Source organism: Brevibacillus sp. Leaf182 (assembly GCF_001423865.2).
Taxonomy (GTDB): Bacteria; Bacillota; Bacilli; order Brevibacillales; family Brevibacillaceae; genus Brevibacillus; species Brevibacillus brevis_C.
Genome location: NZ_LMPN02000036.1, coordinates 36,416 through 61,847 on the forward strand (window position 1 = coordinate 36,416; position 25,432 = coordinate 61,847).

The window sequence follows — 25,432 nt, forward strand, 5'->3', positions numbered from 1 at the left end:
AAATGTTCCGGTCATTTTTGGAAGGTCGTAATACTTTTACCCTGTTCAGCATGGGATGGAAAAGCGAAGATTGTCAGTAGGTATTGATTCTTCTTTTCCAGAGGGGAGATAACGTATGGCCATTGTTCAGCTACGATCAGAGAACCCGGACTTTTCGTACATGATCAAGAAAAATCCGAATTCCGGAATGAGTTTACGATCCATTCGAAAAGGCATCGCATACGGGTGGTTTTCCAATGCGGATACCTATAACGTTTACTTTAAAGATGCAGAAAATGAGGTTTCCTACAAGCAATCCGAACAGGAGCATTTTGAATACTTGAATGTCTCCCGGTACAATACACCCTTGTTTCCGTTAAATGCGATCAATGAATTTTTTTCCGCTCCGATGAAGCAACACGACGAGCGGGATGCAGAAGGGTATGAGCATGTTTTTTTCATCAACATGATTCACATCGAACGTCTGCTGTATTTGACATTTTTTGAGAAGCACCTGAAGGATTTCACCTTTGAACTCAAGCACCACGCCGATAAAAGCTACGCTTTGACCATCACAACGAGAACGAGTCTGCATCAGCTTCTCCACGTCGTGAGCGTGCTCTGTCTATTCTTGAGTATGTTTGGAAAAGAGCACATCGATATATCCGATAACATCCTGGATAAATACATCAAAAGCATCCATGTCATCGACGCGCCTTTTTACATAAGAAGCCTGTTCGCTCGCAATTTCCTGACAACCAGAGAGCGCTATCGCAAGTACAAGACCGAGATCGAGAAGACGAGCCGCTACCCCATACAATTGGAATATGGCAGCACCGGTTTGCAGAGAAGGAACTACATCTCGAGTAAGCTTCCTTTTACGAAATCCATTGTGGATATCGGATGCGGAGAGGGCTTTTATGCGATCCCGTTCGCTACCAAGCTGCCGCAGTATTACTATGCCATCGATATCAATGAACAATCGCTGGATTTAGTCAGACGCAGGGCCGTGGAAAAAGAAATCTCGAATCTGATTTTGTTCAGCTCGCTTGATCAGTTTTTACAGGATTACAACGGAGAACAAGTAGATGTCATTTTGACTGAGGTCATTGAGCACATGAGCAAAGAGGAAGCGAGAGTGTTCATTAAGCAAATTTGCAGTCAATTGGATTTTGACCATTTTATCATTACGACACCGAACTCAGATTTTAATCAGTTCTATGAGCTGGAAGGTTATCGCCACGACGATCATAAATGGGAAATGGGACAAGAAGAGTTCCAGGCATGGATGACCGAGATCATGGAAGAAGCCGGGGTGCAGGGGCAATTTGTATCTATTGGTGACGGCGTGAATGACATACACACCACACAAGGCGTCATTGTCCAGCGAAAGGGGGCGTAACGATGCTGATACAGACGCAGGTCCACACGATTTTTATGCTCGTCGGTCCCACCGAATGTGGGAAAACGACCTTTGCCAAGGAAGTTCTTATACCGAGGCTTTCATTTGAAGATGAACAAAAAAACGTAAAAGCAAATGTCCAATACATTTCCTCGGACAGCATTCGCCAGGAACTGCTGGGCTATGATTACGACAAGTATGATCAGGTGATGCTGGAGGCCAGTGAGCAGGCATTTCAGCTCCTGTTTGAAAAGCTGCGCTTGGTGACTTCGTTTCCGATCAACGCCGAATTCGTGGTTGTCGATACAACAGGGCTAGCAGAAGACTTTCGCTCGAAAGTCCGCGACATTGCAGCCGAGAACAATTACCGCTTGGAAGTGATCCTCTTTGATTATCGCAATCGGGAAGATTACTATGCATCCGAACGGTCAAAAAAGCTGATTACCAACCATATTCTCCGGTTGAAGCAAGAAGTGCTCCGAGCATTATCAAAGGAAGGGTACCACAACATTCACCGGATACGGCACAAAGATTTTTACGTACTGGCAGATGGGGGGACTAATCCTCGTTATGAGGTTGTGATCGAAAATAAGGATGCCTATCTGGCAACGATCCTTCCCAAAGATCAAACATACATCATCATCGGAGACATTCACGAATGCGTCCAAGAATTAAAAGGTCTCCTGCAAAACTACGGATTCAAGCTTGAGGGCAATCGTCTCATCACGACGGAAAAGGTGCAGCATACCAAAATCATCGTAGCAGGGGACTGGATCGACAAAGGAGCGCAAACCAGGGAGATTATCGAGTTTCTATACGAAAATCAACAGCATTTCTTGTTTGTTCTCGGGAACCATGAAAATTTTGTCTACAAGTACTTGCGAAAGGAACTAAAAGGGGTAGATCAACAGCTACTGAATACTTATTTTGATTCCACACACGTCCTGGAAAAAGACGCTGAATTAACAGCGATGTTCAATCACCTGTATACGCTGGCTCAGCCGTTTTATCGATCGAACGCACTGACTGGCCCGTCCTATTATGTAACACACGCTCCCTGCAAAAAGAAGTATATTGGAAAGCTTGATGCGAATTCGATGCGGCGCCAACGCAATTATCGGATAGACCGAACAGCATCATTGGAAGAGCAGCTCGCATTTTTGACGGTTGAAGCGGTCAGTAATCATCCGTACCATATTTTTGGACATATCGCGGCCCAAAAAACGTTTCGCCTGAAGAACAAGCTCCATCTCGATACCGGATGTGTACACGGAAACGCTTTAACCTCCGTCGTGATCGCACACAAGCCGTTTTTCAAATCGTTTCAATCTGAGCATCGGGTGATGACTGATGAGCTGCCGATCTTGTTCCATGCAGAAAAACAAGTATCCGTGGGTGATTTGGAAGAGGAAGAACTCCGTCGACTCCGTTACTGCTCGCAAAATAAGGTCAATTTTATTTCCGGAACGATGCCCCCAGCGGATAAGGATGTGGAGACTCAGGAATTGGAGTCGTTGAAGGCGGGGCTGGATTATTTCGCGAATCGAGGCATTCATCAAGTCGTGTTGCAGCCGAAATACATGGGTTCGAGATGCAATCTCTATCTCCATTATGATCGCGACAAATGCTTTGCGATCAGCAGAAATGGATATGCCATCAATCAGGTTGATTTGACATCGATATATGACAAGCTACATGCAAGGTTCCGTGAATATATGGAGCAAAATGAAATGGCGATGCTCATCTTGGATGGCGAATTGTTGCCGTGGAGTGCAATAGGGAAGGGCTTGATCGAAAAGCAGTTCAAACCAATCGAATCCGCGCTTCGCAGTGAATTTGCATTTTTGCAGGAAAACGGTTTTGAAGAGGCGCTTCACCAACTCGTTCACAACTATGGCGAGAGCGGATTCGAAAAAGACCAGTTCCACCTATCCAAGAGTGCGCTCACGGAAAAATTCGGTTCGAGCGTGTATCAAAGCTACAAGTATGTGCGAGAAATCAAAGAGAGCTACGTTCCTGTCGACAAGCATTTGGAGGCCTATCACATTTACCAAAAACAGATGGAGCTTTATGCAGGAGAAGGGGAGCTGGTCTACAAGCCTTTTTCGATTCTAAAGGCTGTCTATTTGAATGGGGACGAGCAATTGCCGGATTGGAAGACATCTGATATGTATCGCTTTGTAAATGACGATCATTTTCTCGCCATCGATTTGTCTGAGCCGAATGCATATGAACAAGCGGCACGTTACTTTTCCACGATTACACTGGAAAACAAGATGGAAGGCATTGTGATCAAGCCAGAGTTCATCGATCACAAGGTCGTGCCTGCCATGAAGGTTCGCAATCCGGAGTACTTGGCGATTATTTATGGCTACGATTACCGTTTCCCCCACAAGTACCGCAAGCTTTTTAATCAGAAAAATAGTACGCAAAAGCTCAAGACTTCGATGCGGGAATACAAGCTGGGTCAGCGGATGCTTGGATTCAAATTCGACGATATTTCTCCAGAAAATACGGAGTATCAAAAAGTAGTCGCAACCATGCTCTTTGAAGTGGCGAAGGAAAAAGAGATCGATCCGCGCTTGTAAATGTATTCTCCTTGGCATAGGTGCTAAATTCCAACACATCAATCGAACCGAACTCTTTTTTTGCAGCTTGAATGGCTCGTTTCAAAGCGGCTAAGTCTGTAATATCCGCTACAAATGACTGTGTTTCAATATTTTGTTTTCTAAGCTCGCTTTCGATAATGGCTAATTTCTCAGGATTACGTGCAATCGGCACAACCTTAAAACCATTTTCTCCGAATTTTTTCGCTAGAGACAAACCTAAAAAACTCTGCAACCTCCCATTAATGGAATTGTCGTATCAGATAATTTCACAACGGGTGCATTGTTGTTGGGCCGCAATTGAAGTTGTTATTGCTGCTCAATTGATTATCATAGCTGCCGCGTCAATTGGTGATGTTCGGTAAGCTGCTAAATCCGCTTTCCGCCCAAAGATCCCCCAATTTTCTTCGGGGACTTCGTGAATAATGATATAGACGGGCATGAGAGTAGAAGTACCGAGTTGTCGTCCGAAAATTGTAGTAGCTCCTTCGATCAGCCTTTTTTTGGCGTCGCTGTCTAAACCGCCCTCAATTACGAAGATCTGCACGCTGACAACATTCGTTGTCGCTTCTTCTTCTCCCATAAAAACGGTATCTTGATCGTAAAGATTAAAATAGGTCCAAACCGTACTTTTGACGAAGGGGGACTTTGGCAAGGTTTCGCATTCAAGCGCAAAATCGGTAAGCTCTCCGACAATTGCTCGCCGTGCCTTCAAATCGAATGCAGCTTCAGGTGCGTGAACAATAATCATTGGCATTGTATTTTTCCTTTCCTTAGACATATTTTTGAGGCCGCCGCATCTCCACGCAGCGGCCTCTGACAACTAGAAGGAAGGCACTTTGGGGCCATTACCTGCGATCAGATGTTCTGACCACCCGAGACTTCGATTCTCTGAGCATTAACCCAGCGATTATCGTTTTCAAGTAGGCTGGCGACTGCGGGACCAATGTCCTCAGGTACCCCGACTCGACCAAGGGCAGTCATCGCGGCAAACGTGTCATTGTAAGCAGGTATGTCGCGTACAGAACCTCCTAGAAAATCGGTTTCGATTGCTCCAGGTGCAATGGTATTAGCGGTGATACCGCGGTGACCAAGTTCTTTGGCCATATAGAGGGTTAGAATCTCGACCGCTCCCTTCGCCGCAGAATAGGCGGAGAATCCGGGATAAGATACACGAGTGAGACCTGATGAGAAATTCACAATACGGCCACCATCTGCAAGAAGTGGCAGAAGGGTCTGAGTCAAGAAAAACATGCCCTTGACGTGCACATTAAACAGGCCGTCGAACTGAGCTTCTGTTGTTTCGGCGAAGTCTATCATTTCTCCGTGGCCGGCATTGTTCACCAGATGATTGAAACTGGCGCTATCCCAAGTAGAATGCAAGGTCGAACGGACTGTCTTAGCAAAGGCCGCAAAGCTGGCGATGTTTCCAACATCGAGTTGTAGAGCGACTGCTTTACGCCCCAGAGCTTCGATTTCAGTAACAACAGACTTTGCTTCATCTGCTTGGCTACGATAGGTCAGGATGACATCCCCGCCATGACGCGCAATACTGATGGCAGTATTGCGACCAAGTCCGCGGCTGCCGCCAGTGACGATTGAGATATTTGTCATTGTAACTTCATCCTCTCAAGAATCATTATTAATTACACTGTTAGCATAAAAGTTAAAGTTTACTTGAAGTCAAGGGTTTTTTATATAATAATAAGTACATAATTAAACAGAGGATTTTTTTGTTTTCATCATATTTCTACCAATATTTATAGCGAAAACACGGTTAATTTAATTAGACAAGTCAAGAAAGTGTTAAAGTTTACTTTAATAGAGGGGGATGAAGGGATATTTATGTTGACTATAAGAGAAGTAACTGAATTGACAGGAATGGCGGCTCCCACACTTCGATATTACGAAAAGGAGGGGCTTCTTCCACATGTGAAGAGAAATGAAAGTGGGAAGCGGTTATATGACGAAGAAGATTTAAGCTGGATACACTTTGTTACTGCACTTCGAGCAACAGGAATGCCCATTGCCCAAATTCAGAAGTATGTATACTTGTATAAAGAAGGGGATTCGACTATTTCGGAACGAAAAAGGATGATGCTTCATCATAAAAAAGAAATTGAGAAGAGTATAAGGGAACTATATTTTAATTTGGACAAAATAAACTATAAACTTGCTCTATATGATGTATTAGAATCACAGATTGAACGGACTAGCATAAAAATTTGACTAAAGCCTGTTTCCGAAACGCATACGGTATAAACGTCAGTAGCCCCAGGCCTATCATTGTACTGGGGTTGTTATAGATTTCATAAGTTAAGCCCGCAGCCCCTCGTTTCGCTTGTAGTGTCAACCAGACTTAAACATGTTTCTACAAATAGGTGGTTGCGGTACGATGTATATGGATACTGATAAACAGGGAGAGCCGGTCTGGAGTGAACATAATGTAATGCCGTACGGAGCGGGAGAGATTAGTCCTTATTATTCGCATGTTACGAAACTGAACGATTCCGAATTGACGGAGAGCCCTGACATCCGTCTCATGGCAGCGAGTGGGACGTGCTGTTGCGCACATCGTTTTTTGAAGATAAGGAGAGGACGAGCGGAACATGAATGTGGAAGTGTATACGTTAAATGCGTTTTCGAAAGGGGAGAGTGGCGGTAATCCAGCAGGTGTTGTCTTAGAGGATGGCCTGTCGCTGAATGCTGCAGATATGCAGCTCATCGCGAAAGAATTGGGCTTTTCGGAGACGGCCTTTATGGAAAAATCCTTGCTTGCGGATTACAAAATCCGCTATTTCACCCCCGCCAGCGAAGTTGATCTGTGCGGACACGCCACGATTGCTGCATTTGGACTCATGCATTCGCTGGGTTTGGCAAAGGAAGGGACCTTCTATACGATAGAAACCAAGGCAGGGATTTTGGATGTGGATATTAGCTCCGAGGGTCTTGTTTATTTGTCACAGGCTTTACCAAAATTTTTTGAAAGGATATCCTGTGAGGAAATAGCCCCATCCTTGGGAATGGATGCCAAGGATCTGGAAACCGGGTTACCCATCCAAATTGTTTCGACGGGACTGCGGGACATTTTTATCCCTATCCGCAGCAGGAAGCTCTTGTATGAGGTTCAGCCCAATTTTGACGCTATAACCGCCATCAGCGAAAAATATGATGTGGTTGGATATCATCTGTTCACGATGGATACTCCAGACGATGCTGCTGCGGAATGCCGGAATTTTGCGCCGCTGTACGATATTCCCGAGGAAAGCGCTACAGGAACATCCAACGGTGCCCTGCTTAGCTATTTGTACCAACATGGCCAACGATCTTTGCAGGAAGTGGAGCATGTCATGTTCAGGCAAGGGTATTCGATGGATTGTCCTTCTGAAATCAAGGCAAGTTTGCGCCTGAGCGAGAGCGGTGAAATCATCCAAGTTCGAGTTGGCGGTGCAGTGGCTGGCATTGAACAAAGACATATCATGATATAAGCGGAATTAAATAGCTTGTTTTCAGCCACTATATAGGGGCAAATAGGCTAATTCTGCTAATGGTAAGGCGAGGATAGATAGCAGAGGATGTATGCGTGAACAGACGGGTTAACCGTTTTTCATCCAATCTGTCGTTTCCTCTGATTTTGATCGTTTTGCGTTCCTCGGGGCTAACGCAATGCTAGGTCGCTTGCATTGAAGATCGTGAGCGACACATAGTTTCATGGAGCTAACCAGTACGATAGCTCAATAAACCAGGCCAGTCTAATACTTTATTTTCTCTGAACAAAAACGAGAAGCTGCTGACCGAGCAAGCTTCTCGTTTTGATTTGCAGAGCTATTTGTTGGACGATGGAGCAGCATCCCAGGCTTCGATATTATCCACGCCTTCAATACTGTCCTTGTAGAACACAGGATCTTTTCCTGCTTTTTTCTGTTCCAAATAATCATGTAGGGCAGCATACGCGACTTTTGATAACATGGCGATCGCAATCAGGTTGACAATGACCATGAAGCCCATGAACAAATCGGCCAAATCCCACACGAGCTGTACCTTTGCCACTGATCCGAACAACACCATGGCGAGTACACTAAAACGATACAGCAAGAGCCATGCTTTGCTTGTCTTTAAAAACTCGATGTTGGTCTCGCCGTAATAGTAGTTCCCGATCAATGTACTGAAGGCGAACAAGAACACCATGATGGCAAGGAAGCCAGAAGCCCAAGAACCGATATGAATGCTCAGTGCTGCTTGTGACAGCTCAATGCCACTCAGTCCTTGCTGTGTGTATGCGCCGGACAGCAAAATGATGAAAGCTGTGCTTGTACAGATCACGAGGGTATCGAATAGAACACCGAATGCTTGAATCAAACCTTGCTTCACTGGATGGCTTGTCGTTGCTGTAGCCGCAGCATTCGGGGCACTACCCATACCAGCTTCGTTAGAGAACAAACCACGCTTGATGCCGTGCATGAGCGCTGCACCGAGAGAGCCGCCTGCGATTTGCTCGAAGCCGAACGCGTTTTTCACAATCAGAGAAAGGACTTCCGGCATTTTCGAGATGTTCAGGATCACAATGAAGAGCGCCATCCCGATGTACAATACAGCCAATACAATGACGATGTACTCGGACATTTTCGCAATGCGTTTCACACCGCCGAAGATGATGGCAGCAAATACGATCGTCATGATGATACCGAGTACCAGTCGATCTGTCCCAAAAGAATTTTCAAAGGCAATCGTGATGGTGTTGGATTGCACGGCGTTAAATACGAGACCAAAAGAAAGGGTGATAAGGACAGCGAACAGGGCGCCCATCCAACGTTTGTTCAACCCTTTTTCCATGTAATAAGCCGGACCGCCACGAAAACCGTTCTTATCCTTGATTTTATAAATCTGAGCGAGCGTACTCTCAACAAAGCTGGATGCAGAACCAATAATCGCAATGACCCACATCCAGAATACGGCACCAGGACCACCTAATGCGATCGCAATAGCAATTCCCGTAATGTTACCTGTACCGACACGCGCGGCCATACTAATAGCGAAAGCCTGGAAAGGGGAGATGCCGCCATCGTCTTTCGCTCTTCCTTCTTTAATGGAACGGAGCATTTCCGGCAACATGCGTACTTGCAAAAATTTGCCACGGAAGGTAAAAAACAAGCCTAACGCGATTAGCATGATAATGATAATATAGGACCACAAAAAATCGTTTATAGTAGCTGTTACATCGAGTAAGAATTGTTGCATCGTGTCACCTCGAATTTTGTTATGAATTTTTCCTTAGTATTCTCTAAAAAATCGTTACATCCCATTCCTGAGCCATATGTTTTAACAAAGAAACGCCCGCTACACTGTTTCCACAACCGTCAATGGAAGGTCCAAAAATACCGATTCCACAACCATCTTGAAACGGTGAACGTGGTTTGCGGTTAGGAGGAACCAGTGTCATGATTCCACCTGAGACGCCACTTTTTGCGGGCAAGCCAACATTCGCGGCGAATTTGCCCGATGCATCGTACATGCCGCAGGTGAGCATCAGTGCTTTGGCTAGGCGGACGACATCTTTCGGGAGAACTTGTTCGTTACGTATCGGATGGTAGCCATCGAGTGCTAAAAGGAGACCGATCAAGGCAATTTGCTCGGTGGTTACTTCAATCGAGCATTGAGTGAGATAGACCTCCAAAGCGTCTTCCACTTCGCACGCCAAATAGCCGGTATCCTTTAAATAGTGGGCAAGTGCCCGGTTTCTGTGAGAGTTTTCCCATTCGGAAAGAAACACTTCCTCGTTCACCATTGGTGTAACGCCTGTAATTTTACTGAAAAATGCATACAAGTAACGCAGCTTATGATCCGGTGTTTGACCAGGGAGGAGTGAAGATGTCGTAATCGCTCCCGCATTGATCATCGGATTAAAAGGCTTACCTGGCTTGTTCATTTCCAGACGGATAATGGAGTTGAATGCATCTCCAGTCGGTTCTACATCTACCCGATCCAACACGTAAGGGATACCATGGTAGCAGCAAGCAGCAATAAAACTGATTACTTTGGAAATACTTTGCATCGTGAAAGGAACTTCCCAGTCACCCGCTGTGTGCATTTTTCCTGTAGGTTCGATGATACAAATTCCTAACTGATTCGGATCTGTTCTGTCCAAAGCAGGGATATAACTGGCACATTTTCCTTCAGATGCCTTGGAACGATATTGTTCCACCCATTGCTGTAATTCATCCACAAGTAAAACCTGTTGAATCAACGCCTTTCCCCCCAAAAATCGAATACACTGCTCTTACGCGAAGAGGAAGAGAAAGCGCTTCCATGCTTCGCGAAATACATATAATGAACACTTTACAACCACCCTACAAAATAAAACAAAAACTCACAGATTGATTCATGTGAGTGCTCCATTTTTTTTTTGAGACTTGTCCTACAGGCGTATCCTCGGTAAAAATAGATAGGGGCATCAAGAAACAACATGGGAAGTGAAAGGCGTGCGTGTTCAAACACAAGTAAAACGAGATTGGTATATATTGGCCCTCATGCTTATTACGGTTCCGTTGGCAGGGGAGTTGAAATTTTATCCCGTCAATGAGACATTTCGAATTAGCTTTGGAGCTCCTACCTTTTTCTTCTTTTTATTACTGTTTCAAAGAATTCCATCTGTTCTCGCTGGCTTTTTGACGGGGATTACGGTCGTATGCTTTCGGATTGTGATTGACCTCATCGCCGGGAATCATACAGTATGGGAGGCTTCTCTCCAAGCGCATTATTCTAGCTTTTTCTTTTATTTTGCTTATTCTGTTCTGTTTTATTTAACCGGAGTACGCTATTTTCACAACAGGACGATTTTGGTTGGATTGATGGGAATGGTCATCGAGGTATTGGCCGACCTGATTGAAGTTCTCTCGCAACATGTACTGTTAGATACCGTCCTCACATGGGGAGCGGTGCAAGAGATGCTCGTCATCGCTCTGTCCCACAGCTTTATCGTGATTAGTTTTCTCAACATGATGAAGCTGTACGAAGCACAGTCGCGAGAGCAGCAGACAAGAAAACAGAACGAGCGTATGCTGATGCTGATTTCCACCTTGTATGAGGAATCGATTCATCTGAAAAAAACACTGCAAAATGCCGAGAGTATTAGTATGAAGTCTTTTGAGCTATACCAAGGCTTGCAGGAGCTTCATAAGGAACAGGTGCCCACGAATGTAGAGAGATTTGCCAAGCAAGCATTGATTGTTGCAGGCGAGGTTCACGAAATTAAAAAGGACAACCAACGCATATTTGCAGGGCTTCACAAGCTGATATCCGATGAAAGCATCACGGATTACATGGACATCCATCAGCTCGTGGACATAATCAAACGAAGCAATATGAAGTATGCAACTTTGTTGGAGAAGGACATACAAATCACAGCTTCTATTACGGGGACACATCCGCTCTATCACGTTTTCATGATGCTTTCCCTGATTAATAATTTGGTGGCAAACGCAGTGGAGGCCATCCAGCAAACAGGAGCGATTTCTATTGAAATTGAACGGATAAGCGATCTTGTGGAAATCAGAATCAACGATGACGGACCGGGAGTACCTCCACGGAGAAAGGCTTTGCTGTTCAAGCCTGGCTTTACTACGAAATACGATCAAACCGGCAACCCCTCTACAGGGATCGGACTGTCTTATGTACAACAATTGGTGGAACAATGGCAAGGGGAAATCTCCTTACAGGATGGAGTAGATGGGAAGGGGACAACATTTCTCATGCGATTACCAATTGATCCGATAACGAAGAAAGAGTGAGAAGATGCTGTTTTATTTAGTTGATGACGATGATGCCGTTCGCCTCATGTTGACGGAAATCATAGAAGACGAGAATCTGGGCGAAGTCGTGGGGGAAGCATCTGACGGCTCGATGGTAGACGGTCATACATTAACCGCACGCAACGTAGATATTATGCTGATCGATTTGTTCATGCCCAACCGGGATGGGATTGAGACGATTCGCCAAGTGAAGCCGACATTCACAGGAAAGATCATCATGATCTCTCAGGCAGAAACGAAAGATTTGATTGCCCAAGCTTATGCCCTTGGAAGCGAATACTACATTATCAAGCCTGTAAACAAGATCGAAGTCGTAACGATCCTCCAAAAAGTGATCGAGAAAATTCGTCTCGAGCGTTCGATACGGGACATTCACAAATCGCTGAATGCTGTCATGCAAGTGGACCAGCAGCCTTCCGGACAACTTCGTCCGTCACAGGGCAAACCGCTTCGCGAGGCGGGACAGTTTCTGTTAACGGAGTTGGGTATCGCGGGTGACAATGGAAGCAATGACTTGCTAGATATTTTGGACTTCTTGCATGGATACGAACAGACGCATACGTTTAAAAATGGATTTCCAGCCCTGAAAGAGATCTTTGTGGCAGTAGCACAGCACAGACATGGAGTAGCTGCGGACGATCCACAAGTCGCCAAGGTTGTCAAAGCTTCTGAGCAGAGAGTCCGTCGAGCAATCTATCAGTCACTGAATCATTTGGCGTCGCTTGGGCTTGCAGACCTCTCGAATTGGAAGTTCGAGAATTACGCTTCGCAGTTTTTTGATTTTACGTATGTGTGGAAGAAGATGGCGGAGTTAAAGAGCAATGCCGCATCGCCGGGTTCAGATATTCGGATCAATATGAAAAAGTTCATTCAAGTGCTGTATGCAGAGGCGAAGCGCATACAGTCGGAGGCGTAATTGTTCTTTGTCTGACGGTAGAGGTAAGTCCTGATCATGTTGATTAGGGCTTTTTGTTTTGTATAGGAGTACTTCTTTTTATTGACTAAACGTTCATTCAATAATAAACTGGGATTGTATACCAAATCTGCAATTCACGGAGGGATTACTTCGATGGATTTGTACTATGAGGTTTCAGGGGAAGGAAAACCAGTCATTTTATTGCACAGTGGCGGTGCTGATATGCGAGATTGGATGTATGTCGCACCGATTTTGGCGAAGCATTATCAGGTCATCGCTTTTGATGGACGCGGATGCGGGAAATCGCCGTCTCCAACAGGGGTAGCGAACTACGTCGATGATTTGCTTGCCGTTATGGACCATTTTCAACTGGACGAAGCCACGCTCGTAGGGCACTCGATAGGCGGACGAATTGCAACGGATTTTACGCTGACTTATCCGCAGCGAGTGAGCAAGCTCGTGCTGATTGCTCCTGATTTGACAGGGTATACACCGAGTCAGCCATTCACGGAATGGATGCAGAAAATCCAAGAAACGCAGGATGTTGACCGCATGGTAGAGCTTTCCTTATCGGCCTGCCCGTACCGCGTCGTGATGGGAAGTCCACAGAAGGACCTTCTGACTGAGATGGCGAAACATAATTTAGCAAAAATATTCGAGTGGGCGACATGGGAGTCTGTATGGCCGCAGCCACCTGCGATTGAACGGCTCGAAAAATTAGCCAATCAAACATGCTTGATAATCGGCAAGGAAGATGCCGTGGATGCGAAACAGATTGCTGAATATTTTAAAGAAGTATTACCCGAGAGAAGGTTTGTTGAGATTACGGGTGCCGATCATAAACCAACGTTGACGCATCCTGAAGAAATCGCTCGCGCTATCACTGAATTTTTGGAGGATTGACTGAACCGTGCCGCGTACCCCTGCTGAAAATGAGCGAATTCGCCAAGCTGCTAAAGAGAAGATCCATGCAGCCGCAATGACGCTCTTCATAAAAAAAGGCTACCACGCAACCTCAATCGACGATGTAGCCAGACAGGCCCAGATATCGAAGGGACTGCTTTACAATTATTACAAAGGAAAAGAAGAGCTTCTCGCCGCGATGGTTCAGGTACGGATCGAGGAAGTAAAAAAAGTGATGGAGGCTGCGACTCAGCTTGCAACGCCGCATGAACAACTGCGCCATATTGTCAACGGTGCGCTTGATAACGTCTACCAACGGCCGGATGTCTATCGTTTTTACTTGAATTTGCAAACACAGCCCGAAGATGATCGGGTACTTGCTTCTTACAGAGAGCAATTAAATGAGGAGTCGGGCAGGCAGTTTGAAGTCCAATGCCAGATATTCAAACAGTTAGGCGTAAAGCAGCCCAGATGGAGATCGCTCTATTTTTCTTCGGCGCTCCAAGGCGCAATGTTGATGATGACGACTTATCCGGAAGGGTTTCCGGTTGAAGAGATGAAGGAGCAGATGATTCGGGAGTATTGTAGCCCTCCGGAAGAATCATAGCGTTACGTTGAAAAAAGAAGAGGATATCCCATTCGTAAATGATTACTGGTGGGGTAGCCTCTTTTTTCTGCACGGTTGGTATAACTGAAAAGCCTAAAGCACATTCCGTTCAAACCGTTTCCATCATATATCGAAATATTTAAAATTGACAGAAATAATCAAAACCAATATATTGGTTTCATGGACACTAACCTAATCAAACAAATCGAACGCCCATCATTACGCGAACAGGTATACCAAGGCTTGAAGAAAGCGATTGTCATGCTAGAGCTAACGCCAGGACAACGAGTCAACGACAACGAACTGGCGGCTTTATTTGGCGTGAGTCGAACTCCTGTGAGAGAAGCGCTCAAACGGTTGGAGGACGAAGGGCTTATTGAATCTGTTCCCGGTTCTCTCACACGAGTGACACCCTTACTTGAAAAGGAGGCGAAGAACGCGTTTCCAGTTGTTGCGGCCTTGCACGGGTTGGCAGTACGATTGGCGATGCCAGTTGAATCGGAGGTCATCCGTAGTCTGGAGCAATGGAATGAAAAGCTGCAGGTCGCACTCGAACAGCAAGATGTGATCAAAGCGATTGAAGCAGATGACGGCTTTCACGACGTGATCCTCGAGACTACGGGGAATCGTGAAATTTACCTGGCACTTGAGCGAGTTGTACCGAAAATTCGGCGTTTGGAATTTGCTCGGTTCGGTTCTTTAGAAGGGGTGGAATCAGTAGAACAGCACCGCAGAATCATCGAAGCGATTCGAGACAACAACAGTCAGCTTGCCTCTTCTTTGATGGAAGAAAACTGGATCAACCTTGGCAGATTGCTTACGAACCATTCCAATGATGAATAGGGGGTAATGGCATGAGTACGGTTGAAATGAAGGGGGAAGTACATGATTCGCGAGTTTTGCAATGGGCGCGTTCCATTATCGAAGAGAGTCCGTCCCACCGTCTGATTCAGCAAGAGATCGTGAATGCAGTAAACCGCAATGCGATTTGGCGAGGCGAGGAATGCTTGAATTTGCTCGCACCAGAAGCACCCACTACGCCTATCGTACGACAACTGCTCGCTTCTGAGGTAGGGACTCGCGCTGCGGAAGGACATATCGGCAGCACGCAGAGATGGTTTGCTGGCACGAAATATATCGATGAAATCGAAGCGTTATGTGTTGAGCTGTTGAAAAAAGTATTCCAAGCCAATTTCGCTGACCATCGATTGGTAGCCAGCATGATTGGGAACATGACGGTCTATGCGGCGTTAACGCAACCGGGCGATACGATTATGACGATCGCGCAACCGTTTGGGGGACATTCTAGCAATCGGGTGGACGGGCCTGCTGGCATTCGTGGTTTGCAAATTGTCGATGTGCCAATGGACCCTGTTGAGCTTACTGTTGATCTGGACGAGTTCGCCAAAGTCGCACGGCAAGTTAGGCCAAAGCTCGTTACCCTAGGCGCGTCCATGACCTTATTTCCATATCCACTGAAGGAGATGGCTGAGATCGTGAAAGAATGGGGTGGTCGCATTTATTTTGATGGTGCACACCAGTTGGGATTGATCGGAGGTGGTCAATTTCAGGACCCGTTACGAGAAGGGGCATGTGTGATGACTGGCTCGGCTGGGAAAACGTTTAGCGGTCCACAAAGCGGCATCATCGTCTGGAATGACCCGGAACTATCTGTACCGATAACTGATGCCATCTTCCCGGCACTTGCCGCTACACATCAAGTCAACCGGGTAGCGGCATTGGCAGCAGCGGCGGCAGAGTTTTTGGCATTTGGCACGGAATACATGGCACAAATTGTGACGAATGCACAAGCACTGGGTAAAGCATTCGATGAACGGGGAATACGGGTGCTTTGCGCACACAAAGGCTATACACGTACACATCAAGTCATTCTGGACGTAAAAGAGTTTGGTGGTGGTTACGAGGTAGGCAAGCGATTGGCTGAAGCGAATATCATCACGAACAAAAATTTGATTCCGGGTGACGGACCAGAGGATTGGGATTTCCCAAGCGGTCTGCGTATCGGGACGACAGAAGTCACCCGCTTTGGCATGAAAGAACAAGAGATGGACAAGATTGCAGAGCTGATTGTAAGTGTGTTGTCCGGCAGGGAAAAGCCCGAGGTTGTCCAGTCAAAGGTGATCGAAATGCGCAGATCGTTTAGCAAGATGCAGTACTGCTTCCCAGAATAGAGTAGGTAGGATAAACACCGTATGTCGGAGTTCAGACTTGGCATACGGTGCTTTTTCGAGTCGTAAGTAGACTCTCATTCTTGACAATGTCATTTCTTTTCGTAAATAATCGATTGATACCATCAAAGAATGGGAGTCTAAATGGATGAGTACAGACCATACAAACTCGGATGTTACCATTGATCATACGACGAAAGAGCTGGCTCTCGTATTTGGCCAGTTAAAGCGGATCGGACATGTTTTCAGTCCTTCGAAAGACCTCCGTCAGAGCGAATTGAATTTGCTTGTTCACTTGACCTACGTAAGTCCCCCAGGCACGAACGGCATCAGAGTTTCCGAGCTAGGAAAGCAGTTGAAAATAACGTCAGCAGCCGTGACGCATGTCATTCAATCACTCGAACAACTTGGGCTTATTACCCGTACCGTGGGACCCAAGGATCGACGCTCCATTCTCGTGGCCCCTACGAAAGAGGGCTTTGATTTTGTGGCAGCGAGAGAGCGAGAGCTGTTTAATCGTTTTCAGCAATTACATGAGCATCTTGGTACGGATGATGCGCAGGCACTCATACGGATATTAACGAAATCAATCAGATTCCTGCATACCTATCAGGATAGCGATGAATCACAACCATAGTTCGATGACGGACTATGGTTTTTTATTGTTTTGATAAGAACCTTGCTCCAGCTCTTTGAGGAGCGAGTTTGCAGAGGGGCTCCAATGTAGCTGTTGTTCCGCGCGTAATCCAGATATCCTCTGGTTGATGCTCGCCCCCCAAGCGGCTGGTCCCAAGGCTTTTGCCGCATCTTCATAGCTCCATGATTCCACTTTTTCTATCCCAGCTATTTTTGCGATCGAAGTAATGAGCTCTTTCGTCGTGATCATTTCCTTAGAAGCTGCATTGAATAATGAGCCTGGCTCTGCTCGTAAAAAAGCGCATTCGTATAGTCTCGCCAAATCATCAATATCGATAGTAGACCATGCTGTTTGCCCGTCATCGATATAGTTGGCTGATTGGGAGAGCTGCGTCCTTTGAATCGTTGCTTGGACGAGTCCACCGCCACGACCGTATACAAGTGTAGGACGTATGACGATCGTACGAATATTTCGCTCGGCTGCTCCTAATACTTCCTGCTCTTGGTTCGCTTTCCATTGGAGAAAAGGCAAAGGTTTGAGAGGGGAGTTCTCATCCACGACATTGTCGTACGTATCGTTATAGATCAGCGTTCCACTCGTATAAATGAATGGCTTCCCTGTGCCTTCCAAACCATCTAGCATGGCCTGAACCGCTGCGACATCCAATTTTTCCATATCAGGTGTGTGTGAGATCGCCATATGAATGACACCATCGAATTTTTTAACACTTTCTGTTAGCAGTGTGGTATCCGCAAGATCGCCAACAATAGGGGTGAACCCTTGTGTGAGTAACAACTCCGCTTTCTCTTCCGATCGAACAAGTCCAGCAACCTGATACCCCAGAGACTGAAAATGCTCGGCGACTACGGACCCGACGTAACCTGTTATTCCTGTAAGGAAAACATTCATGACAAAACCTCCTTGGTATATAATTAATTTAGTAACTAAATTATTTAATAACATTATAGCGATGTCAACAGCGTTTGTAATTAACAGAATATTGACAAAACAAAAGCGGGGTGTTATTTTCACATTAGGAAAACGTTTACCCGTTACATGGAAAGTGAGTGAAGAACCATTACTGTAACCATTAAAGACATCGCACAACTCGCCAACGTTTCCATCGCGACTGTTTCGCGCGTGCTGAACAATTCCAAGCCAGTCCGTCCAGAGCTGCGGGAAAGAGTTTTGAAAATCGTGCAAGAGACGGGCTTTCAGCCGAATGCGATTGCCAGGAGCTTAGTCAGCAAAGAAACCCGCATCATCGGGGTGATGATTCCCGATATCTCCAACAATTTTTACTCCAATCTCATTTATGGGATCGACAGTGTCATTAGCGAGTACGACTACAGCATGTTCTTGGCGATATCCGATGAAGTAGTGGACAAAGAGCTGAAGTACTTGCGACTGTTCAAAGAAAAACAAATCGATGGTGTCATTATCGCGAGTATTCACTTCCTGGAGGGCAATATCCAGACGCTGCAAGAGATTCAGGTTCCCCTAGTTGTTACCGGCCACGATTTGCCCGGCTATCAGATTCCGACTGTCAACGTCAACAATGTGCAAGCCTCCTATGATGCTACGGCTTATCTCATCTCGCAAGGCCACAAAAAAATCGCTTGTATATCAGGTCCACTGTGGGACCCGCCGTGCGGTCTGGATCGCATGGGCGGTTACCGAAAAGCCATGCGGGCACATGATTTACCCATCCATGAAGGATTCGTCGTGGAAGGAGAATTCACAGCCAAGAGCGGTTACGAAGCTATGCGCCGTATTTGTGAGGAAAAAATTCGTCCGACAGCAGTTTTTGTTGCAACAGACCTGATGGCGGTTGGCGTCCTCAATTACTTGTACGACCATGGCATTCGTGTACCAGAAGACATCTCCGTCATGGGCTTCGACAATTTGGAGCTCGCCTCCCTTTCCCGCCCTATGCTCACCACCGTGCAAAATGACCCGTTCATGTACGGAAAAGCCGCAGCAGAGCAATTACTCAGACAAATCCGCATTGAACCCGTAGAGAAAATGAGCACCGTCCCACACCATCTCGTGATTCGCCAAACTGTAAGCGCTTTACTGGAATGAAGCAACAAGTCTTACCATATAAAGGAAGCAAACGAGTTTACGCATGCAAAAGGGGTGAAGAGACATGAAGCTTGGTGTATTTACCGTTCTATTTAGCGAGAAGTCGTTCGAAGAAATGCTGGATCATGTGAGGGCAGTAGGTTTAGAAGCGGTGGAAATCGGCACAGGCTGCTATCCGGGCAATGCGCACTGCAATCTGGATGAGCTGTTGGAAAGTCCGGAAAAAAGACGAGCATACAAAAAAGCAGTAGAAGATCGGGGATTGATAATTAGCGCACTCAGTTGTCACGGCAACCCGTTGACACCAGAGAAAAGCTTTGCGCAGCAGTCCCACGATACGTTTGTGAAAACGGTACAGCTAGCCGAGATGCTGGAGGTGCCTGTGGTCAATTGCTTTTCTGGTACGGCAGGTGACCACGAAGGAGCGAAGTACCCGAGCTGGCCCGTTGCTCCTTGGCCCAATGAGTATCGCGACGTGCTCCAATGGCAATGGAACGAGAAGCTTATTCCGTACTGGCGCGAGTGGACTGCTTATGCGACTGAGCATCATGTCAAGGTTGCGTTGGAACTGCATGGGGGCTTTCTCGTTCACACACCAGGGACACTGCTGAAGCTGCGGGAACAGGTAGGCGAGGGGATTGGGGCAAACTTCGATCCAAGTCACATGTGGTGGCAAGGGATAGATCCGGTAGCTGCGATCAAAATCTTGGGCAAAGAAAAAGCCATCTATCATTTCCATGCCAAAGACACGTATATTGACCAGGAAAAAGTGAACATGTACGGGCTGACGGATATGAATTCCTACGCCAATCTTCATGAACGTGCCTGGTATTTCCGAACCGTAGGCTATGGGCATTCCCAACAGACGTGGGCGGATATGATGAGCGCACTTCGTATGAATGGATACGATTATGTCGTGAGCATCGAGCACGAGGATGCCATCATGTCGATTGAAGAAGGCTTTCAGCGCGCTGTTCAAAACCTGCAGCAAGTCATCTTGCGAGAACCAGTCCAGAATCTATGGTGGGTGTAGGAGGGGAGAAAAGATGACGAATCAACGCAAATGGAAAATCGGAATCATCGGTGCAGGGGGGATTACAGAAGCACACTTGGAGGCGATCAGAGAAGAGCCGCGAGCGGAGGTAGTTGCCATTGCAGATGTTTCCGCAGAAATGGCTGCCTATCGTGCGAAACGGCATGACATTCCACAGGTTTTCACCGAATATGAGACAATGCTACAAGAGTCTGATACAGACGCGATCATTGTTTGTGTCCCGAACTACTTACATGCAGAGGCCACCAAAAGTGCGCTTGCAGCCGGCAAACACTTGCTGTGCGAAAAGCCGATGGCGATGAATGCCCAGGAAGCAGAAGAAATGATCGAGGCTGCAAAAAAAGCAGACAAAATCCTCATGGTCGCACAAAACAACCGATTCCGAAGCGATTCCCTGCAAGTCAAAGCTTGGCTGAAGGCAGGCAAGCTAGGAAATATTTATCACGCCAAAACCGGTTGGGTCAGACGTAATGGGATTCCAGGATGGGGAAGCTGGTTTACGCAAAAAGAAAGGGCAGGCGGCGGTCCGTTGATTGATATCGGCGTACATATGCTCGATTTGACCTTATGGCTCTTGGATCATCCAAAGCCTGTATCCGTCCTCGGGCAAACGTACGCGCAATTCGGGCCTCACAAACGCGGCTTGTCAGAGTGGGGCAGGATCGATGATACCGGGAAGTTTGACGTGGAAGATATGGCAGTGGCGATGATCACCTTTGAGAATGGATTGTCGCTTACGCTCGATGCAAGCTGGGCTTCTCACATCGAAGAGGAAAACGTTTTCCTTCAACTATATGGACAAGAAGGCGGGGCATCCCTTCGTTTATTGGAGAACCAGTTTACGCTGTACCACGAGTGGAACGGGGTAACTGCCTCGACAGAATTAACACCAAAGCCTCAAAAAGAACGCGTACTTTTATTCCGCAATTTCATTGACGCCATCGAAGGGAAAGCAGAGGTGCTCTGCACACCTGAACAAGCCTTGTACATCAACAGATTGATCGAAGCCATCTACGCATCCGCACAAAAAGGGGAAGCAGTCCGTTTCTAATATGAGCATAGGGGGTTACTTAGATGAAAGTTGCAAAAAGACTTACATCCGTTGGACTTACCTTATTAATGTCCATCTCATTGGCAGCATGTTCTTCTACATCTCAGCAAGCATCTACGGATACAGCCCCATCACAGCCTTCAACACCAACCGCACCCAAAACAGAGCCAGCACAGCCCACAGACGAAAAAATCAAGCTTGTCTACGCACGCGGAAAAGACGCGACGGATTCCACCAAAAAGCTCGTGGAAGCTTTCCAAAAAAACCATCCGAATATCGAAGTAGAAATTCGTGAGATGCCTGCCGATTCCGGGCAGAGTCATGATCAATACGTCACCATGTTCAGTGCGCAATCGTCCGAGATCGACGTGTTTGACCTCGATGTCATCTGGCCTGCTGAATTCGCACAAGCGGGTTATCTTCTGCCGCTCGACCGCCTGATGGAGCAAGATGGAATCGAGACTGGAAAATATATCAAAGGGGCCATGGATGCCGGGAACTTTGGCGGCCAGCAATGGACTATGCCCAAGTTTATCGACGCGGGACTCCTGTTTTACCGCAAAGATCTCGTATCCGAAGCACCAAAGACGTGGGATGACCTGATTGCCCAAGCGAAAACCACGAAGGGCAAGGGTGGCACGAAGTTCGGCTACTTGATGCAAGCCAAGCAATATGAAGGATTGGTTTGTAACTTTGTCGAGTTTAGTGCATCATACGGTGGAAAAATTTTGGATGAACAAGGAAAAGTAGCGGTCAACAATCCTGCTACGATCAAAGGATTGAAAAAAATGATCGAGGTCGTCAAATCTGATTTCGTCCCAACGAATATCACCACATTCATGGAGCCGGAATCACACACGGCATTCCTAGAGGGGCAGGCACCTTTTATCCGCAACTGGCCGTATCAGTTCGCGCTGGCGCAGGATCAGGCCCAGTCCAAAATCGTCGATCAAGTCGCGATCGCTCCACTGCCAGCAGGAGATGCAGGCTCGGCAGCAGCACTCGGCGGTTGGATGGGCGGAATCAACAAGTTCTCGAAGCACCCGAAAGAAGCATGGGAATTCCTCAAATTCATGACAGGTCCAGAGGGTCAGAAAATATCCGCGGTAGAAGGTGGGCTCGCACCAACCTACCTGCCAGCCTACGAAGATGCCGATGTTCAAAAAGCCAGTCCGTTGTTTGCCAATAAAGATTTCGTCGATGGCGTAAGCGCTGCTGTATCTCGTCCAACGACTCCGATCTATCCAAAAATTTCGGAAGTAATCCAGATTGAAGTGTCCAAAGCACTCGCGGGACAGCAAACAGCCGAGCAAGCGGTGCAAAACATGGAAACGCAGATGAACGACCTGATGAAAAAATAAGCAGCAACATGTGGCGCTTCCAAGGAGGGCTAACCGGCTTCCTTGGAAGTTGCACAGCGATCAGTCAAACCCAAGCAAGCTTCTAGTGGGAAGGAAGGTGGTGAACGGATGAATCGATCAACCAAAAGGTCTCTTTCAGAAAAACAGATGGGGTATTTGCTGATTTTTCCTGCACTGCTCATCATACTTGTTATCGCGATTTGGCCTGTTATGCGATCCTTTTGGATCAGTCTGCACGATATCCGGTTGAACGACCCGACGAAATCAGAGATTCACTCTTCATATGGACTAGATATGGAACGCTACGTCAGTACGTTACCTAATCTGCTCCGGTATGTGAAGAGGGAGGCGGACTCTGCACAGGGGTCATCAAAGGTAAAACTGAACGCGCTCCAAGCGCAAATCGAACAAATGAACACTTCCCTCAACCAAACAGGCGAGGTCGCGAGCCGATATCAAATGATCGACCAGCTATTGCTTGACTTTAAACCAGTTCCCATAGAACTCAAATATGTGAGCCTCTCGAACGAACAAACAGAGTCTATCAAAACCAGCTTGGCGGAAGTCAGAGCGGTCCTTTTGCAAATGAGTGAACAAAAGCTGCTTTCGAAGCCAGAGGGTGCTCTTGGCGTGATCCAAGGCATTGAAGCTTCGATTATCGAGCCCAACTTTGTTGGTTTTACCTACTACAAGAAGTTTTTAACGGATGCTCGGATGTGGGGGGCTCTGTACAATACGGCGTTTTTTACCGTTATCTCCGTTGCCATTGAACTAGTGCTCGGCATATTGATTGCACTATTGATCAATCGGCCTTTTCGCGGTCGGAGTCTTGTACGAGCAACCGTGCTAATACCGTGGGCGATTCCGACTGTGATCTCCGCGATGATGTGGAAGTTTTTGTACGATGGGCAAAATGGCATCGTCGCCTATCTTTTTGAGCAGGCAGGGCTGATCTCGGATATGGGAATGCTGCTAACGACAAAGGCTGGAGCCATGTTTTCCGTCATTTTGGCAGATGTGTGGAAGACGACGCCATTCATGGCCTTGCTTTTATTCGCAGGCTTGCAAACGATCCCGCAAAGCTTGTACGAAGCAGCTTCTGTCGACGGTGCCACCCGCACCCAGCAATTTTTTCGTATTACGCTTCCGATGCTGAAATCAACCATTCTGGTGGCGCTATTGTTCCGTACACTTGATGCGTTCCGCGTATTTGATTTGATTTACACGTTGACAGGTGGGGCACCCGGGAACTCGACCGAGACAATTTCCATCTATGCGTACAAAACGATGTTTGCTCAAATGAGCTTTGGGGAAGGCTCGGCGCTCGCAGTCATTGTCTTTTTGTGTGTGGCATTGATCTCCATCGGCTATGTCAAAATATTGGGAGCTGATCTGCTGAGTGATGGCAGCGGCAAATAAGGAGGTGATTGGATGCGCAAACACACGGGTCCCTTGTTTTACGTGGGTCTACTGCTATTCGTTTTTCTTGTGATGTTCCCGTTTTTATGGATTCTCCTCGCAGCATTGAAGCCACCAGCGGAGTTGTTTGGGGAGCGAGCCTTTCATTTTATCATCCAAAATCCTTCGTTTGACAACTTTGTCCGCGTCTTTACGGAAAGACCGTTTGCCCGTTACTTGTGGAATTCGACTGTTGTGGCGACGTTAACCACACTCTACTCCATTACGATCGCTTCTTTTGCTGCATACGCAATAGCCTGGCTGTCCTTTCGGGGAAAGGCGATTATTTTGGGTGTCGTACTGGCTGTGTCTATGTTCCCGCAGATCGCTACCCTTTCGCCTATTTTTATGTTCATGCAATCGATGGGCTTAACGAACAGCTACATCGGCCTGATCATTCCTTATACAACTTTCGCACTTCCGCTCGCAATCTGGAATCTGACCATCTTTTTCCGTAAAATACCGAGTGATTTGGGCGAAGCAGCCAAAGTAGACGGCGCGAGCATTTGGCAAACGATGACCAAAGTATTCTTCCCACTCGCCATGCCCGGGGTTTTTACGACCGCCATCCTCGTTTTTATTGCAGCGTGGAATGAATTTTTGTTCGCCTTGACGTTGAATACACAGGAAGCGATGAAGACTGTGCCTGTGGGAATCGTCATGTTTCAGGGAATGTTTACAATCCCGTGGGGAGAAATATCGGCTGCCTCCATCATTGTGACGATCCCGTTAGTAGTGATGGTGCTGATTTTCCAGAGGCGGATTATCTCAGGATTGACTTCTGGGGCAGTCAAAGAATAAAAGGGAGTCATTCTATCATTTGTCCCGCAACTATGATTGTGATACGGTGGAAGTAGCTCTCAGAAAGCGAGTTGACGGACGCATGAATAATCTCACAAAATTTCAGATTAACAGGCCTGCCCATGAAGTGTTCGAAGCTTTCGTGGACCCGGCGAAAATCGGCAACTTCTGGTTCTCTTCCAGCTCGGCAAGGTGGGAAGTAGGAAAGAACATTACGTTATTCTACGATATTTACAATGCAGAAGTAGGGATTACCGTTCACGAAATCCAAGTGAATAAACGAATCGTTTTCCAGTGGGCGGGAGAAGAAAATACCGTAACGATTACGTTAAACGCGTTGGATGAAGCCAAGACGATCATTGAAGTGAACGAAGAGGGCTTTCAAGAAGATGATCCTGGGCTCCTTCAAAAAATGATCGACAATAAAGAAGGCTGGGTGTACGTATTAAGCTGTTTGAAAGGGTACCTGGAGCATGGGATCAACACATTAAGAGAAGGGCTTGTTAAATAGTGCCCAGATGTTTTGCGAGACCATAGTCTGAAATAACGAGAAAGCCCGAACCAACGTGTATCGG

Annotated in this window: 24 protein-coding genes; 18 read left to right on the forward strand and 6 right to left on the reverse strand. The window is 46.7% G+C overall.

Translation table 11 applies throughout. The features are described from left to right. The first annotated feature begins 115 nt into the window (after positions 1 to 115). Both ASG16_RS26680 and ASG16_RS26685 read left to right on the forward strand, forming a co-directional pair. The gene (locus ASG16_RS26680) at positions 116 to 1,381 is read left to right on the forward strand and encodes a class I SAM-dependent methyltransferase (RefSeq protein ID WP_056494402.1); all 1,266 of its coding nucleotides are present in this window, start codon (positions 116 to 118) and stop codon (positions 1,379 to 1,381) included. A gap of 2 nt (positions 1,382 to 1,383) precedes the next feature. Beyond that, on the forward strand, positions 1,384 to 3,969 hold the full coding sequence (locus ASG16_RS26685) for a metallophosphoesterase (protein WP_056494400.1): 2,586 nt from the start codon (positions 1,384 to 1,386) through the stop codon (positions 3,967 to 3,969). Here ASG16_RS26685 and ASG16_RS26690 read toward each other — a convergent pair. The 3 genes from ASG16_RS26690 to ASG16_RS26700 form a co-directional block, all read right to left on the reverse strand. Then, positions 3,866 to 4,222 (reverse strand): SDR family NAD(P)-dependent oxidoreductase, encoded by a 357-nt coding sequence (locus tag ASG16_RS26690; RefSeq protein ID WP_370444419.1) that lies wholly within the window; start codon positions 4,220 to 4,222, stop codon positions 3,866 to 3,868. The genes ASG16_RS26685 and ASG16_RS26690 overlap by 104 nt on opposite strands. A gap of 84 nt (positions 4,223 to 4,306) precedes the next feature. Next, complete coding sequence (locus ASG16_RS26695) at positions 4,307 to 4,744, reverse strand: tautomerase family protein (RefSeq protein WP_241970838.1); 438 nt, start codon at positions 4,742 to 4,744, stop codon at positions 4,307 to 4,309. Positions 4,745 to 4,845: 101 nt separating this feature from the next. Continuing rightward, positions 4,846 to 5,601 (reverse strand): SDR family NAD(P)-dependent oxidoreductase, encoded by a 756-nt coding sequence (locus tag ASG16_RS26700; protein WP_056494398.1) that lies wholly within the window; start codon positions 5,599 to 5,601, stop codon positions 4,846 to 4,848. A 231-nt stretch (positions 5,602 to 5,832) separates the two neighbouring features. Between ASG16_RS26700 and ASG16_RS26705 the strand changes: the two genes are divergently transcribed. Both ASG16_RS26705 and ASG16_RS26710 read left to right on the forward strand, forming a co-directional pair. After that, positions 5,833 to 6,216 carry a MerR family transcriptional regulator gene (locus ASG16_RS26705; RefSeq protein ID WP_056494396.1) on the forward strand — a complete coding sequence of 128 codons (384 nt, stop codon included), beginning with the start codon at positions 5,833 to 5,835 and terminating at the stop codon, positions 6,214 to 6,216. A gap of 380 nt (positions 6,217 to 6,596) precedes the next feature. Beyond that, on the forward strand, positions 6,597 to 7,475 hold the full coding sequence (locus ASG16_RS26710) for a PhzF family protein (protein ID WP_056494394.1): 879 nt from the start codon (positions 6,597 to 6,599) through the stop codon (positions 7,473 to 7,475). 337 nt (positions 7,476 to 7,812) lie between these two features. On the opposite strand, the gene ASG16_RS26715 is transcribed toward ASG16_RS26710, so the two are convergent. Continuing rightward, positions 7,813 to 9,225: an alanine/glycine:cation symporter family protein gene (locus ASG16_RS26715; protein ID WP_056494391.1), complete on the reverse strand. Its 1,413-nt coding sequence runs from the start codon at positions 9,223 to 9,225 to the stop codon at positions 7,813 to 7,815. Between the two features lie 43 nt (positions 9,226 to 9,268). Then, positions 9,269 to 10,246, reverse strand: coding sequence for a glutaminase (locus ASG16_RS26720; RefSeq protein WP_056494388.1), 978 nt, complete (start codon positions 10,244 to 10,246; stop codon positions 9,269 to 9,271). Positions 10,247 to 10,514: 268 nt separating this feature from the next. On the opposite strand from ASG16_RS26720, the gene ASG16_RS26725 reads away from it, so the two are divergent. The 7 genes from ASG16_RS26725 (at position 10,515) to ASG16_RS26755 (ending at position 17,047) form a co-directional block, all read left to right on the forward strand. Then, positions 10,515 to 11,774, forward strand: a complete 1,260-nt coding sequence (locus ASG16_RS26725; RefSeq protein ID WP_056494499.1) for an ATP-binding protein — start codon at positions 10,515 to 10,517, stop codon at positions 11,772 to 11,774. A 4-nt stretch (positions 11,775 to 11,778) separates the two neighbouring features. After that, complete coding sequence (locus tag ASG16_RS26730) at positions 11,779 to 12,711, forward strand: response regulator (protein WP_056494385.1); 933 nt, start codon at positions 11,779 to 11,781, stop codon at positions 12,709 to 12,711. A 153-nt stretch (positions 12,712 to 12,864) separates the two neighbouring features. Next, positions 12,865 to 13,614 carry an alpha/beta fold hydrolase gene (locus ASG16_RS26735; protein WP_056494382.1) on the forward strand — a complete coding sequence of 250 codons (750 nt, stop codon included), beginning with the start codon at positions 12,865 to 12,867 and terminating at the stop codon, positions 13,612 to 13,614. 7 nt (positions 13,615 to 13,621) lie between these two features. Continuing rightward, positions 13,622 to 14,221: a TetR/AcrR family transcriptional regulator gene (locus ASG16_RS26740; RefSeq protein ID WP_056494379.1), complete on the forward strand. Its 600-nt coding sequence runs from the start codon at positions 13,622 to 13,624 to the stop codon at positions 14,219 to 14,221. A gap of 180 nt (positions 14,222 to 14,401) precedes the next feature. Next, on the forward strand, positions 14,402 to 15,064 hold the full coding sequence (locus tag ASG16_RS26745) for a GntR family transcriptional regulator (protein ID WP_056494377.1): 663 nt from the start codon (positions 14,402 to 14,404) through the stop codon (positions 15,062 to 15,064). An 11-nt stretch (positions 15,065 to 15,075) separates the two neighbouring features. Beyond that, positions 15,076 to 16,413, forward strand: a complete 1,338-nt coding sequence (gene glyA, locus ASG16_RS26750) for a serine hydroxymethyltransferase (RefSeq protein WP_056494374.1) — start codon at positions 15,076 to 15,078, stop codon at positions 16,411 to 16,413. A gap of 145 nt (positions 16,414 to 16,558) precedes the next feature. Beyond that, positions 16,559 to 17,047, forward strand: a complete 489-nt coding sequence (locus tag ASG16_RS26755) for a MarR family winged helix-turn-helix transcriptional regulator (RefSeq protein WP_056494369.1) — start codon at positions 16,559 to 16,561, stop codon at positions 17,045 to 17,047. 12 nt (positions 17,048 to 17,059) lie between these two features. On the opposite strand, the gene ASG16_RS26760 is transcribed toward ASG16_RS26755, so the two are convergent. Beyond that, the gene (locus ASG16_RS26760; protein WP_056494367.1) at positions 17,060 to 17,956 is read right to left on the reverse strand and encodes an NAD-dependent epimerase/dehydratase family protein; all 897 of its coding nucleotides are present in this window, start codon (positions 17,954 to 17,956) and stop codon (positions 17,060 to 17,062) included. 189 nt (positions 17,957 to 18,145) lie between these two features. Between ASG16_RS26760 and ASG16_RS26765 the strand changes: the two genes are divergently transcribed. From ASG16_RS26765 to ASG16_RS26795, 7 genes are all read left to right on the forward strand, one after another. After that, positions 18,146 to 19,132 (forward strand): substrate-binding domain-containing protein, encoded by a 987-nt coding sequence (locus tag ASG16_RS26765; protein WP_082517289.1) that lies wholly within the window; start codon positions 18,146 to 18,148, stop codon positions 19,130 to 19,132. Between the two features lie 64 nt (positions 19,133 to 19,196). Then, entirely contained in the window at positions 19,197 to 20,165 is a 969-nt protein-coding gene (locus tag ASG16_RS26770; RefSeq protein ID WP_056494361.1) for a sugar phosphate isomerase/epimerase family protein, read from the forward strand. A 13-nt stretch (positions 20,166 to 20,178) separates the two neighbouring features. After that, positions 20,179 to 21,237: a Gfo/Idh/MocA family protein gene (locus ASG16_RS26775; RefSeq protein WP_056494359.1), complete on the forward strand. Its 1,059-nt coding sequence runs from the start codon at positions 20,179 to 20,181 to the stop codon at positions 21,235 to 21,237. 23 nt (positions 21,238 to 21,260) lie between these two features. Beyond that, a complete protein-coding gene (locus tag ASG16_RS26780; RefSeq protein ID WP_056494356.1) occupies positions 21,261 to 22,598 on the forward strand; it encodes an ABC transporter substrate-binding protein in 1,338 nt (445 codons plus the stop codon). A 108-nt stretch (positions 22,599 to 22,706) separates the two neighbouring features. Beyond that, a complete protein-coding gene (locus tag ASG16_RS26785) occupies positions 22,707 to 24,017 on the forward strand; it encodes a carbohydrate ABC transporter permease (RefSeq protein ID WP_056494496.1) in 1,311 nt (436 codons plus the stop codon). Between the two features lie 12 nt (positions 24,018 to 24,029). Next, positions 24,030 to 24,857, forward strand: a complete 828-nt coding sequence (locus tag ASG16_RS26790) for a carbohydrate ABC transporter permease (protein ID WP_048032881.1) — start codon at positions 24,030 to 24,032, stop codon at positions 24,855 to 24,857. 19 nt (positions 24,858 to 24,876) lie between these two features. After that, complete coding sequence (locus ASG16_RS26795; RefSeq protein ID WP_056494353.1) at positions 24,877 to 25,368, forward strand: SRPBCC family protein; 492 nt, start codon at positions 24,877 to 24,879, stop codon at positions 25,366 to 25,368. Positions 25,369 to 25,432: the final 64 nt, after the last annotated feature.